Origin of the sequence: Flavobacterium ardleyense (assembly GCF_042686085.1) — a bacterium.
GTDB lineage: Bacteria > Bacteroidota > Bacteroidia > Flavobacteriales > Flavobacteriaceae > Flavobacterium > Flavobacterium ardleyense.
The window spans coordinates 215528-229415 of sequence record NZ_JBHUOL010000006.1; the positions used below are offsets into that span (position 1 = coordinate 215528).

Genomic DNA, 13888 nt, shown 5'->3' on the forward strand with positions numbered 1-13888 from the left:
TATAAAATGCAAGATTTAGAGAAAAGAGATTTATATTCTGGAACCGATACCAAGAATATGACGGAAGATGAAAAATATAAATACTACACCACAAATGATTCTGATATTTTAATTTACAAAGAAGATGTTCGCAAAATAGTCGAGAAGAAAGGACTTGGCTCTTATATGAATGATACAAAATGGTTAAGACTTCAAAAATTAGTAGCTAACTTACCTTTTTCTCCAAGCTATTATGAAAAGCTGATAAGAGATGATAATTTTAATTTTTCGAAAATTGTAAAGATTAAAAATAGTACGTGCTTCGGAAATTGGTCGCCGTTCTATATGGAAGGAATGTCGTTGTTTTTTAGTATCGAATATATAATCGTAATTCCTGTTTATATTGAATATGTAGGAAGATTAGTTAAAGGAAAAGTAATAGACATTACTGCTGAACTTGAAAAACTATTGCTCGACAATAACATACCGTTTGAATTTAATAATGGAAACTTCGTCATTTACGGATATAAGTAATACAAATAAATCATACAGCGGCTATTTCCGAGAAAACAGCTCAGATTACTGGAATAGCTAAAAAAAGATTTTAACTTGTAATTTCATTATTTACATGCACGGTAAAGGCACAAACTGAAAGGACTATATTTTTATTTATAATGATATTGTTTGAACAGCATGTAAATCTTGCGTTTATAGTATCTAATTTCACAACTTCTTAAAGCGACAAGACTTTATAAAACAGTAGACAAAATATGAGCATATTAAAACGAATATTTGGAAGTAAAAAAACGGAAGAAGTACCTCAAATAGACCACTCAAAATTCAGTGTAATAAAAAAAGCAGATTTCACTACGTTGGAGGAAATGATTGAACAAAACGCGGGACTTTCCTTTGAAAAACAATTCATTTTTAGTGATGTAATAGGCACAAGTGCTTGGGAACTTGACATGGCAAAAGGAACAATTAACTTTGGGAGTTTAGAATTTCCTATACAAATAATTGGTTCGCTTGCATTTAATAATAATTCCTGGATGTGGGGTTGGGCGAATATTCAAAGTGGAATGCCGGAGAATTTATTAGTTCAATCAAACCAACTCAAAGAAATAGGAGAAAACAAAAATATTAGAGAATTGTGCGAAGGGCACTTTACTGTAGAACAGGGATTTGAACATAAAATTGGAATGATGGCTTGCGGATTATTTGAATCAAAAAGCTACTACTGTGCAAATTACGGCCAAGGAACTCTTGTTGTTACAATAGACGATAACAAAATACCGAAAATAGAAATAAATAGTTTTGAAAAAATAATTACAAGTTTCCCTCAACTAATCAGCAGCATAGAATTAAATCACAGAATCGCTTTTCAAAATTATTTAATAGACAGAGATTTTAAATTACGGATTTCTGAAAATAAGATTGAAGGATTGAGAAATGAAATAGTAATTGTTGCCGAATTTGATGAGTTAAACAGACTGCAATCACTTAAAGGAAAAATATAAAATTGTACCAGCAATAAATAAAGAGGCAAATAAGTCCTAAATTTAAGACTTTTAGTTCTTTTATGACTTTGTGCTTAATTGAAAATATTGTGCTTCGAAACAGCCTAATGTTTCAGATAATAAGCATTAACATTGAATTTACAGAACTTAACTAAAACGAATTATTCGCAATTTTTTTAAATAAATCTATTCAAATAGCATCAATCAAAAATGAAAATTAAATTTTACTTATTTATCATTATTTCATTTTATTCAACCTTAACATTTGGACAAACAAAATCGTTAAGAGAACTTCTTTTGGAGGTGGATTTAGTTGCAATTACCGAAAAAATTCCTGACCCATTTTACCCTTACGAGCGCAAAATTGCATTAAATGACCATCAGGCAGTTATACTTGTTGACAGTGTGAAAATTATTTCTTATCTCAAAAAAGGAAATAAAAACTTATCTACCCAAAAATTTATTATAATAAAGGATTCGGAGAATGGATTTTTACAAAGTATTTTAGCGCCCGAGGCTATCATACCTATAAGTCTATATAATAAACAACAAGTTTATAAGACAATTTTATTCGCGAAAATACAAAAATATTTCACCGAAGTACATTATTTTAAAGAAATGGATGAGATAAATTTTACTACTATTGAGAACTTTATGCATTGGGTAGAAAATACTCAAAAACTGAAAAGCGAAGAAGAAAGATGTAAATTATATATCGAAAAATATCTTTCTATGCTTGAGCGTAATACTGTATGTGAAGGTTTTCATTTTTTTGAAAATATACTCTTACCGACTTCAAATTTTATGCTTTATTATAAATTAAAAACACCAAAGGCAATAATTCTCACAACTCAACAAAAAGAGCGACTAAAGAATTATGTGTTTTATGATGCTTATTTTGATGATATAGAAAACACGAAATTAGTTTATGAATTTTATCCAGAAGAAACATTGGAGTTCTATAAAACAAAACTAGCAACAATAAGAACTTACGATGATGCATTTGATGAGAATCCTGCACGATATAATGAGTTTCTCGAATTTATTTTAAAGAATAATAACAAATGGAATAAAGACACGCAATTAGTATTGGAAATTATCGATGATTATTACAGCAACAACAAATCATTGAAAAGAGAAGCTTTTGAAAGATTAGTAGAAAAAATAAATAAATAAGAAAACTATCGATAAATGTGTTTTTTATTTAAAGCAGCTTCAATTGTTAGGAATTTGAAAGTATTATATCTTGCTTTTTTTTCCAGTGTAAACTTTCTAATTTACATCTAAAATTTGATGCTGATTTTGGTTATTAATAGGCATAATGTACTAAAGTTATCTTTTTATAAATATTGCACAATTAACCAAAGATATTTTATATTTTTGATTATTAGACTTGAATTCTTAAAGATCTTGTTAGCCATACAACGGTAATTGTATCCAAAAAAAACGGAATTTTAATGAAAAAATTTATATTAATCCTAACCTTGCTATTTTGTAGTTGTGGAAATAGGACAGAAGTAGACGTGCATCCAGAAACTATGAAACCAAATTGGGATGGAATAAAAACCGAAGAACTTAAGTTTAAAATTGGAGATGCCGTTTCAATATTCATTGCTAAACAATATTATATTGGAATAGTAATGGACTTTGACCAAGATGAAAATGGAATATGGTACGGTATATGTCTTAGCGATTATAGATGGGTTATCCCTAATAGGAAAGAAATCAACGAGTTAAATTTTTTAGGAAGACAAATCCCAAATGGTTACAATGGTAATTATATTGATTGTTATGATCTTACATATTTAAATGTTGATACTATAGCAAAAAATATAACAGTTTTTGATAATTTAAAAATTGACATTGACAGAATTAGTATTGGAGAAATAAGTTATGCGAAAAATTTGAAACAGTTAGAAAACAACTATTTTATCGGTAGAGAAGCAAGAAAAGAAAAAATAACCGAATCTGATAAAGCAATTGTTACTACAGAACCGGTGTCTGAAAGATATTTTAAAATACGAAATATCTTAATTAATTAAAAAAAAACATAGTTAACATTGATTCCTAGCTAAATTAGCTTCTACTGAGTATCAATTTTGATCTTCTTAATACTTTGGACCTAAAAATTTCGTTTATAAAGTAATAAGCTTAATAAGAGGAAGAAATCTGTAGTTATTTTAATAATAACCTGCTGTGATTTAGTAAAATTTTAAATAGGTTATAATTTAAAGGCTGGAAAAAGTGGAAAACCTAAAGCCTAAAATGACTTTTTGTAAAAAAGAGCATAAAATAAAGTACACCTAAAAACAAATTAATATTTTAATGAAAGCACAAAACACTTTTAAAGCAGTAATCTTAGTATTATTTACATTTTTTTTAATTTCTTGTTCTAAGAATGATGACAATGACGCAGTTCCTAATTCTCAGTATCAAGGAACTTGGTCAGGAAGTTTTAGCGGTGCAGAAGATAATGGAACGTGGACTGCAGATGTTAATGCTTCAGGAATTGCAACCGGAAGTGCTACTTCAGTTACTTTTTCAAATACCTATCAGTTAACCGGAACTGTAAGTGCACAAGGAGTTTTTCTTGCAACTGTTGGAACGGCATCTACTGGCGCAACATTTAATGGACAAATGAATCCAAACGGAAACGGGGCAGGAACGTGGATAAATACTTTTGAACAAATGAATGGAACTTGGATTGGAACAAAACAGTAAAAGGTTCATAATTAATGCAATAATTGCTTGATGAAAGTTAGAGAATAGAAAAAAGCTCGAACCGTTAAACAAGGTAATGTATACAAAAATTGCTTTCGAATACTGGTAGCGTTGCAATTTTTTTTAATAATTTATTTTCCGATAGTAAACAGAACTAACCTCTTTTAAATATTTTTAAAAGAGGTTAGTTTTTATGTCTTATAGCGGTTTTGTAAAATCAAGTCATCTTTACAAAAAGTTACTTTATATTTGCTGTGGTTAGTCTTGAATCTTTTTGAAGTTTTGCTAGCTTTAATCCTTAGTGCTAATTGTGTTGAAAAAAGGTATAATGAATTTTCGTAATATAATTATTGAGCAAATTTTTCAAAAATATAAAGATACTTATTCTAGAATAAGTGCATCATTTGAAGATTTTAAACAAACCACAATTTATACTGAATTTCCTAATGCTACTCTTGGTGAATCTATTGATATTAAGTCAGATTTAAATACGATTAAAGTGTTTTTTGTAACTACAAATAGTAGTTTAACATTTACTACAGAAGCTAATAGTGTAAAATATAACTTCGATGATGAATTTTGTATTTGTGCTTTTGTATTAAATGAAGATTATGGGAAAAGTCAGATTACGTCAAAATACTTTATAGATGAAGTTGTTGATTTTTTTGTAAATACAGATATTAAATTCAAGAATTTTCCACAATTTAACAGCAAATATTCGTGTTCATCTCTAAATAATAATGAATTTCAAGCTAAAATTTCAAAAGAAATAGTCGATCTATTTGTGGCTTTCGATAAAGATCTTACAGTAGAATTTAATGATAGAAGATGCTTTATAAAGACAAAAAGACCAATTAGATACTTACGTACTAATCTAGAAATAATCGAATTTAGTTTTAAGCTGAAAAGTGTTTTAAATAATAAAATTCACTAAACTATTGCTAACAAATTGCAACGAAACTCATAAACACCATTGCAACTTTTAAAAACCGAATCAAATTAATCAAAAGTTGTTCTATATTTGTTGTGGATATTCTTGAATCTTTCGCTAGTTGCACAACATATTGTGTAATGCTTCTGACCCCGAGCGCCCAGTTAAAGTAAAAAATCGTATTATTATCTTTGAATTTTTAAACATAAATGAGTAAAAAAGTAATTCCTGAAAACATAGAAATCGCTCTGGAGATCGAGGATAATGAAAACATTGCTGCTAAATTAATTAATGCTAATAAAGAATTGAAGGTACAAGTTGTTGAGATGCAAAAACTTGATGCACAATTAATTATAGCAAATAAAGAACTTACTGCTTCTAACAAAGAATTAGCGTTTCAAAATCAAGAAAAAGAAAATCGTGCTGCAGAATTGATCATTGCTAACAAAGAATTAGCGTATCAAAATCAGGAGAAAGCAAAGCGAGCTGAAGAATTGGTAATTGCTGTCAAAGAATTGACATTTCAAAATCAAGAAAAAGAAAAAAGAGCTGAAGAGTTAGTTATTGCTAACGAAGAATTAGCGTTTCAAAATCAAGAAAAAGAAAATAGAGCAGCAGAATTAGTGATAGCTAACAAAGAATTAGCGTATCAAAATCAGGAAAAAGCAAAGCGAGCTGAGGAGTTGGTAATTGCTGTCAAAGAATTGACATTTCAAAATCAAGAAAAAGAAAAACGAGCTGAAGAGTTAGTGATTGCTAACAAAGAATTAGCGTATCAAAATCAAGAAAAGGAAAATAGAGCGCAAGAATTAATAATAGCAAATAATGAATTGGCATTTCAAAACATTGAAAAAGAAAAGCGTGCAAACGAATTGTTACTTGCCAATAAAGAAATTGAATCTTTTTCATACATTTCTAGTCATGACTTGCAAGAACCTTTACGGAAAATTCAGACTTTCTCAGGCAGAATTTTCGTAGAAGAATATGATAATTTATCCGCAATGGGTAAATATTATGTGGAACGTACGAAGCTCTCAGCTTTACATATGCAAACACTTATAAATGATTTACTTGCTTATTCACGAACCAAAACAACTGAAAGAAAATTTGTAAATAGTGATCTTAATAAAATTGTTCAAGAAGCACTAAACATGCTCGAAGAAGAAATTCTAGAAAAGAATGCAATTATTGAAGTTTCTGAACTTTTTGAAGCTAATGTAATTCCATTTCAGTTCAGACAGTTGATGCAAAATCTTATTAGTAATTCACTTAAATATGCTGTCGCGGAAGTAAAACCGCATATTATAATTAAGGGAGATTTTGTTAAGTACGATGAAGCAAATTTTAAAGATTCAATATTAAAATGTGATCATTATCATATAAGCGTTAGTGATAATGGAATTGGATTCGATCCAGATTTTAAAGAAAAAATATTTGAAATGTTCCAACGTTTACATAATAAGAATGAATACAATGGAACGGGAATTGGACTCACCATCGCACGGAAAATAGTTGATAATCATAATGGGATTATTACAGCAAATAGTAAAAAAAATAAAGGTGCTCAATTTGATATTTATATTCCAATTGTTCAAATAAATAGCAGCACTACTTAACAGCTATTACCTTTTTGGGACACTATGGCATATCTAGTTCCCTGAAACATTATTAAATCTAACCTCATTTAAAGACATTTAAGCGAGGTTATTTTTTAGATTTTATATTGGTTTTTCATAAAACGCAAACGCTTCGTCAACTTTTGTATAATCCTGTAATTTTTAGGACAAGGTACTTTATATTTTTTGGTTTAGTTCTGAATTTTGAATAGTTTTGATAGACCTAAAAAGTTACGGAGCATTACACACAGATATTCGAAAATTTATTAAGATACTATCATAAAGTTGTTTTATATTTGTTTTAGGTAGTATTAAGTCATATCCTACTATTTTATGACGCGAAATTGGAAAGAACATATCGAAGAATATCTTAAATCTTTAAACATAAACTACGACAAGCAAGTTTCTGGCTTGACTTCCTTTTTCATCACTTATTATTTTAATGGAATATATTTAGGGTTAGAATTTCAAAATTCAACCTATTTAAGTAAAATAGAAGTTGGTAGAAAAATTGACCATTTTGCGTCAAACTATAAAATAATTTTTGATAAAAGAAAATTTAAAAATTTTAGAGTAAAACAAAATTCCTTTGAAATCGATTCTAATATAAATTATGAATTGGACTTTACAGAAACTAACAAAATAGTACTGGACCGATTTTTAAAAACTTTATTAGAAAAAGGTTGGAGTGAAAAAACATATGAAATAGAAGAAGCAGCCTATAGAATTAAAATTACTATTGAAAGTTCAGAATATTTTATTTCATTGAAATCATCTGTAGAAGAGGATGTTCCATTTTTATTTGATTCTTTTTTTAGAAGAGTTGAGGATATTTGGTATAATTTGAACTTTAATGGAAAGCAGAAAATCATTATTAATCATATTGAACCTTCTAAAAAAAGCAATTTATAGCTATTGTTGTAAATAATATTTTATTTGCTTCAATCAACGTAATCAATTACTTTTATGACAGCCCAAAGTAATAGCGCATAAGAAATTAACAAAAAAACACCTATGAAGTCAACTCAAATAGCAATAATAATATTCATAAATTTGTTTACATTATTTACGTCTTATGCGCAAGAAATTAGGTATGACGAAAAAGAAATCTATAAAACAAAATTTGACAATGCGGTTCCTGTTTTAAATGTTGCTACCTTTCATTTTGGAGAAACTTCAGATGCAAATGCTACAGAATTTAATGAGAATGACAAGAAAAATCAAGCAGAAGTTAAAAAAGTTGCTAAACTTTTAGCAGAGTTTAAACCAACAATTATTATAATTGAAGGCCTGCCAAAAAATGATAGTATTAGACAAGCAGATTATTTAGCCTATCTAAAAAATCCAAAAGTAAAAGTAAAGAATCCAGATGAAATTAGTTTATTGGCGTATGAAGTGGGAAGGTTAAGTGGTGCTAAAAGAATTCACGGTATAGATTACCACGAAAGCTATAATTATCAAATTGGCGCAAATGTAAAGGATGCCGTTGACAAAACAACCGCAAATAAGTATTGGGATTTACTAACTGAAAACGAAAATAATAATCCAGAAAAGGACATTCCTTTTTACGATTTATTCAAATTGAACAACCATCCGCAATACTTAGAAAGTTTGATGATAATGAACGCAGATATACTTACCTATATTTCAAGTAAACGAAATTCAGAAGGAGCAGATGAAGCCGCTAAATTTTACCATAGAAATTTAGTTATGTTTTCAAATCTTAATCAAATTTCGGTTGACAAAAATGACAGAATATTTATTTTGCTTGGAGGCACACATACAGCTTTCTTAAATGATTTTTTGACGAGAAGTCCCAAATATAATTTAGAAAACACTTTTAAATATTTAAAATAACTGTTGATTATAGCTGTTTGCCCAGGTTGATGTTTTCATGTGATTTGCTCATTTAATAATTTCTTTATTTCAGAAAATACGCGTTTTATATTTTCCAATTTCAGTAAATACTTTACGAATTACTTGTTTGGTACAGAAAAGAAAGAAGTTTAAAAGCATAATGTCGAAGATGCAAACTTCTTGAATTCTTTAAGAAGTACAGAAACACTAACAACCGCATCAGACAATAAGAATGTGTTGATTAGTTTTAATTCTTTGGAAATATTAAGCTATCGGGTAGATAAAGAAATTTTTTCAGAGCATCACTTTAATATTTGAAAGTTAAAATTAAACTACGAAAATTGGCAAATACGTTGGCGTGGAAAAATGGAAAGCGCTCAATATCCACTTTATTAAAACGGTACTAATTAAGAAATATACTTCAAAATACTGTCTTATTTGGAGGAATCACAGTAATTAGCTACATTTATAACAATCAAATTAAAAACCATTTTCGGAAAAATAACTGATTAAAATATCACAATACATTAGTTAAAATTAAAATACAATAAAAAATTATGAGTGAAAAAAAATTTAATATTGCCATTCTTATTGATGGAGATAATGCGCAACCAAAATTGCTAAAAGAAACAATTGAAGAAGTCTCAAAATACGGAAAAGCAACTATTAGACGAATTTACGGCGATTGGACTTCTCAAGCTATGAACTCGTGGAAACCTTTAATAAATCAATACTCAATAAATCCTATTCAAAAGTTCTCCTACACTACAGGAAAGAACTCAACCGATGGAGCTTTAATTATAGATGCAATGGATATTTTGCATGGTAAAAATATTGAAGGTTTTTGTATCGTTTCAAGTGATAGTGATTACACAGGTTTAGCCAAACGAATTCGTGAGGAAGGACTATTTGTAATGGGAATTGGAGAAAAAAAGACACCAGAATCTTTTGTTCAGTCCTGTGATATTTTTACTTATACAGAAAATATTACTCCAAAAACAAGAACAGAAAGCGAAACAAAAGTCAAAACAGATAAGAAGAAAACTGCTCCTGTAGTAATTGAAGATACTGCTAAAAAAGACGCCAAGAAAGCAAGTATTTTATCAGACAAAGATGACAAAACAATTTCTACCGCTTTTGATATTTCTACTGATGAAAATGAAGTGGCTTATATTTCTAAAGTTGGAGGTAATATTAGAAAAATAGACCCCAGTTTTGATACCAGAACTTATAATTTTGGAACGCTATCAAAATTATTTGAAAACTTAGAAGAATACGAAGTCATCAGAAATGAAGTTGGAGCCTTAAATCATCCCTTGGTAAAAAGAAGATAAATAAAACTAATAAATTTTATTAAAGAACGCAAACGTCTAACCGGATTGTGTAAAATCTGTAGTATTTATCAAAATTTATCCAAAAAATTCATGATATTTAAATTTTGATTTTACACCTTTCGAGGGCTATTAAATGCTATTATATAAAAAACAAAAGATCATCTAATGGGATTATTCGACAAAATATTCGGCACAAACGACAAGATTAGAGTTGAATTTATTGACAACTCTAATGGCGAGACTATCGGCGTTTCCGAAATGACGGCAGATCAATTACCAGAAACGTTTTCAGTGGGAACAACAATGCACATTCAAGACAACGACTGGGATGTAGAAGAAGCTATACCCGATTCCTCAATTGATTTTATCAAGTCAAAAAGTCTTGTTTTGAAAATGCGAAAAATTGAAAAAATGAATGTTGAAGATATTTGGTATAGCTTACCCACAATTTCAAATGAATTTCCGCATACAATTCCAGTTACCCAATCAACCAAATTTGATATTCATATTCACGAAGATGATTACAGACAGAATGAGTTTTTAAATACTGAGGCTTCGTCACTTATAGAAGAAGAATTTGTTGGAATCAAAAATATTTGGGAAAAATACAGTAAAAAAAGTGAAGACTATACTTTGTTTAAAAATTGCCACCTAAGAACTAGTATTGGATTACCAGATTTGACTATAAATTTTAGCAATTTCAAAGAATTATTAAAATTTGAATCGGTCGGACAAGTAATTATCAATGGAGAAAAGCTTAAAAACGGTTTTGCAGTAAGCACAGATAGTTCAACTTATTTTGGAACATTGGAAAATGACACAATAATTGAACTTTGCATATCAAAATCTACTGAAAACACAACAGCAGAAATTAAGAAAATAACTAAAGCTTTCAATTTGTTGTTTGTGAATTGGAACCAATGCGAAATCATAAAAAATTATTAACGCAATTGTCGGTTATTTTAAATTAATTCTAAATGCAACATCATTATGGAAATACTAATTTTTGTAAGGACTTTTTTTGATATTTAAATTTGTCTAAAAAGGTAATTAGAAATATTCAAAATGCTTACAACATTGACAAAATTTAGTAACTTCTATTATTTTACTATTTACTTAACAATTGTACTCACTTTTTTTAAGTAAATTAGAGTTTTAGAAAACTCATAGTTTAAAATTAGAACTACTACTTATGAATAATGCCAAACTGCACGCTTTTATACCTGTCTTTTACTTAGCTTGGTCTGATGATCTTTTGACACAAAAAGAATTTCAAACTTTAAACGATTTTATAAAAAACCAAAGTTGGCTTTCGGAAGAAGAGCAGAGCTTCCTGCTATCAAAAATTGCTATTTCTAATCCGCCGTCCAGAGAAGATTTGAATCACTGGAAATTAGAATTAGAGAAGATAGTACAAAAAGATTCTTCTGTTACTTCGATTTTTGATATGGTGAAAGCACTGTCAAACAATGATGTAAACCTCCTGAAATTGCAACCCGATTTTATGAAACTAGAAAATGATCTAGGTTTTTTAGGCGAGGAAGTCATAAGTAACTTTAAAAAAACAGCGTCATCGATCACTTCTGAAACGCAGACAAATACCAGCTTTGATATCGCGAAATTAACTGCAATTTTAGATGGAGCACAAGCGCCAATCATTAATAAGGTAAAATCAATAATTTCCCAACCTGAATTTGCTTACGAGACTACCACAGACGTAACAGTCTACCGGAATAAAGTCTATGAGTGGTGTCAGATTTTAGCAAAACATAATTTAGGAAATATGGCTTATCCTAAACAATATGGTGGAGGAGAGAACATAGCCGATTATTTTGCTGTAATGGAAACTTTAAGTTATCATGATTTAAGTTTAGTAATTAAATTTGGTGTACAGTTTGGACTGTGGGGGATGAGCGTGTTTTCATTAGGAACTGCAAAACATCATGAAAAGTATTTAAGCGCTATTGGCTCGTTGGAATTACCAGGCTGTTTTGCAATGACAGAAACGCGTCATGGCTCCAATGTAAAAGGATTAGAAACGACAGCAACTTATAATCATGACACTAAATCATTCACCATAAAAACACCTACTAAAGATGATCAAAAGGAATACATAGGAAACGCCGCAATACATGGTCAAATGGCTACCGTTTTTGCGAAGTTGATCATTAATGGCCAGGATTATGGGGTAAACGCATTTATCGTTCCTATTAGAGACGCGAAGGGAAATGTTGCAAAAGGAGTTGCCATTGCTGATTGTGGACTTAAGATGGGGCTAAATGGCGTAGATAATGGAACGCTTAGCTTTGATGCTGTAGTTATTCCAAAAGAAAATATGCTCGATCGTTTTGCATCGGTAAATGAGAAAGGGGAGTTTGAAAGTCCAATACCAAGCGATAACAGAAGATTCTTTACAATGCTAGGAACGCTAGTAGGTGGAAGAATTGGAATTCCGAGATCAGCATTGGCTGCAGCCAAATCCGGATTAACAATCGCTATTAAATACGCTGATCAAAGACGTCAATTTGGACCACAAGGAGGTTCTGAAATTCCTATTCTAAACTATAGAATGCACCAAAGGAGACTATTACCGCATTTAGCAAAAACGTATGGAATTCACTTTGGATTGCAGTATTTGACGAATCGATTTCTTGCGAGAACCGAAGAAGAAATGCAGGAAATTGAAGCTTTGGCAGCAGGAATGAAATCCTATTCAACTTGGAGTACAAGAGATATTTTACAAGAATGTAGAGAAGCTTGCGGTGGAAAAGGATATTTGTCTGAAAATAGAATTGATGCTTTAAAAAATGATACGGAAGTCTATACCACATTTGAAGGAGATAATACCGTTTTAATGCAATTAGTAGCTAAAAACAGATTGTCTGAATTTCGGAAATCGTTTGGCGAAATGAATTCTTTAGGAATTATTAATTACGTTTTTGAAAATGCCAAAACTGCAGTTTCTGAAAAAAATCCCATTGCAACTAGAAAAACAGACGAAGCCCATCTGCTAGATAGTGAATTTCACTTACAAGCTTTTCAGTATCGTGAGAAAAGCGTTTTAGCTGCGGCAGCAAGAAGAATTAAGAAATTAATTGATGACGGTTTAGATCCTTATGATGCTTTTAATGTAGTGCAACATCACATGATTGATGTGGCTCAAGCATATTTAGAAAGGATAACATTAGAACAATTTCAAATTGCAATTGCAACTGTCGAAGATGAAGCTGTTAAAGTAACTTTAATTAAATTAGCTCAATTGTATGCACTTTTCCAAATAGAAAAAAATAAAGGTTGGTATTTAGAAGAAGGCTATATGGAAGCTGTAAAAACCAAAGCTATTCGTAAAATGGTCAACCAATTGTGTTGGGACATTCGTCCGGACGCTGTAGCTCTTGTGGATGCTTTTGCAATTCCAGAAAGTTGTATCGCTGCACCAATTGCTTTTCAGTAATTTCAAGTTTATTTTAGTGTCTTTTATATTTGCTTCTGAAAATCAAGGTTTTGTTGTTTAAATTTGATCATACAATAGATAGGGTAGAAAGCAATTTAATAGTTCTTAGTAAAGATTGACAAGATTTATCTAATTTTATGACTTATTTATAGATCATATTTATTTGAATCGTAATTAGATTAAAAGTAAAAATTAATAGAACAACATATCTAAATAATATACTAATCATAGTGGTTATTGCGTCTTTGAGAGTTTATTAGTAATAGACTTCTTTTTGGAATCAGAATCAATGAGTTGTTCCAATCACAATTATTACTTCTTAATCATGATGTTAAATAATTTTATTTATGTAAAGAATATTTTTTTGACGAAACAATGAATTAGTAGTTTAATTGGTGTAATTTTATAGAGTGCAAATATTTTATCAAATTAATTTTATATTTATTTTAGATAAAAAGAGGATTTCGGAACCATTATTT

The 13888-nt window shown here is 29.7% G+C and carries 12 protein-coding genes; all 12 read left to right on the top strand.

The features are described from left to right. Positions 1-6: 6 nt before the first annotated feature. The 12 genes from ACFSX9_RS02685 (at position 7) to ACFSX9_RS02740 (ending at position 13409) form a co-directional block, all read left to right on the top strand. Complete coding sequence (locus tag ACFSX9_RS02685; RefSeq protein ID WP_379804063.1) at positions 7-513, top strand: DUF6678 family protein; 507 nt, start codon at positions 7-9, stop codon at positions 511-513. Positions 514-749: 236 nt separating this feature from the next. Next, positions 750-1496 carry a DUF6882 domain-containing protein gene (locus ACFSX9_RS02690; protein WP_379804066.1) on the top strand — a complete coding sequence of 249 codons (747 nt, stop codon included), beginning with the start codon at positions 750-752 and terminating at the stop codon, positions 1494-1496. Positions 1497-1706: 210 nt separating this feature from the next. After that, entirely contained in the window at positions 1707-2672 is a 966-nt protein-coding gene (locus tag ACFSX9_RS02695; RefSeq protein WP_379804068.1) for a hypothetical protein, read from the top strand. 281 nt (positions 2673-2953) lie between these two features. Next, on the top strand, positions 2954-3538 hold the full coding sequence (locus ACFSX9_RS02700; protein WP_379804071.1) for a hypothetical protein: 585 nt from the start codon (positions 2954-2956) through the stop codon (positions 3536-3538). 283 nt (positions 3539-3821) lie between these two features. Then, a complete protein-coding gene (locus ACFSX9_RS02705) occupies positions 3822-4217 on the top strand; it encodes a hypothetical protein (RefSeq protein ID WP_379804074.1) in 396 nt (131 codons plus the stop codon). A 328-nt stretch (positions 4218-4545) separates the two neighbouring features. Continuing rightward, positions 4546-5151, top strand: coding sequence for a hypothetical protein (locus tag ACFSX9_RS02710; protein WP_379804076.1), 606 nt, complete (start codon positions 4546-4548; stop codon positions 5149-5151). Positions 5152-5357: 206 nt separating this feature from the next. Then, the gene (locus tag ACFSX9_RS02715; RefSeq protein WP_379804079.1) at positions 5358-6764 is read left to right on the top strand and encodes a sensor histidine kinase; all 1407 of its coding nucleotides are present in this window, start codon (positions 5358-5360) and stop codon (positions 6762-6764) included. Between the two features lie 333 nt (positions 6765-7097). Further along, positions 7098-7676, top strand: coding sequence for a hypothetical protein (locus tag ACFSX9_RS02720; RefSeq protein WP_379804082.1), 579 nt, complete (start codon positions 7098-7100; stop codon positions 7674-7676). A gap of 102 nt (positions 7677-7778) precedes the next feature. Continuing rightward, positions 7779-8621: a DUF5694 domain-containing protein gene (locus tag ACFSX9_RS02725; protein ID WP_379804084.1), complete on the top strand. Its 843-nt coding sequence runs from the start codon at positions 7779-7781 to the stop codon at positions 8619-8621. Positions 8622-9178: 557 nt separating this feature from the next. Further along, complete coding sequence (locus ACFSX9_RS02730; protein WP_379804087.1) at positions 9179-9955, top strand: NYN domain-containing protein; 777 nt, start codon at positions 9179-9181, stop codon at positions 9953-9955. 165 nt (positions 9956-10120) lie between these two features. Continuing rightward, positions 10121-10900, top strand: a complete 780-nt coding sequence (locus ACFSX9_RS02735) for a hypothetical protein (RefSeq protein ID WP_379804089.1) — start codon at positions 10121-10123, stop codon at positions 10898-10900. 247 nt (positions 10901-11147) lie between these two features. Continuing rightward, entirely contained in the window at positions 11148-13409 is a 2262-nt protein-coding gene (locus tag ACFSX9_RS02740) for an acyl-CoA dehydrogenase family protein (protein WP_379804092.1), read from the top strand. The last annotated feature ends 479 nt before the right edge of the window (positions 13410-13888 follow it).

Coding starts and splice junctions, on each gene's coding strand:
- ACFSX9_RS02685 (WP_379804063.1), top strand. CDS start 7: ATGCAAGATTTAGAGAAAAGAGATTTATATTCTGGAACCGATACCAAG.
- ACFSX9_RS02690 (WP_379804066.1), top strand. CDS start 750: ATGAGCATATTAAAACGAATATTTGGAAGTAAAAAAACGGAAGAAGTA.
- ACFSX9_RS02695 (WP_379804068.1), top strand. CDS start 1,707: ATGAAAATTAAATTTTACTTATTTATCATTATTTCATTTTATTCAACC.
- ACFSX9_RS02700 (WP_379804071.1), top strand. CDS start 2,954: ATGAAAAAATTTATATTAATCCTAACCTTGCTATTTTGTAGTTGTGGA.
- ACFSX9_RS02705 (WP_379804074.1), top strand. CDS start 3,822: ATGAAAGCACAAAACACTTTTAAAGCAGTAATCTTAGTATTATTTACA.
- ACFSX9_RS02710 (WP_379804076.1), top strand. CDS start 4,546: ATGAATTTTCGTAATATAATTATTGAGCAAATTTTTCAAAAATATAAA.
- ACFSX9_RS02715 (WP_379804079.1), top strand. CDS start 5,358: ATGAGTAAAAAAGTAATTCCTGAAAACATAGAAATCGCTCTGGAGATC.
- ACFSX9_RS02720 (WP_379804082.1), top strand. CDS start 7,098: ATGACGCGAAATTGGAAAGAACATATCGAAGAATATCTTAAATCTTTA.
- ACFSX9_RS02725 (WP_379804084.1), top strand. CDS start 7,779: ATGAAGTCAACTCAAATAGCAATAATAATATTCATAAATTTGTTTACA.
- ACFSX9_RS02730 (WP_379804087.1), top strand. CDS start 9,179: ATGAGTGAAAAAAAATTTAATATTGCCATTCTTATTGATGGAGATAAT.
- ACFSX9_RS02735 (WP_379804089.1), top strand. CDS start 10,121: ATGGGATTATTCGACAAAATATTCGGCACAAACGACAAGATTAGAGTT.
- ACFSX9_RS02740 (WP_379804092.1), top strand. CDS start 11,148: ATGAATAATGCCAAACTGCACGCTTTTATACCTGTCTTTTACTTAGCT.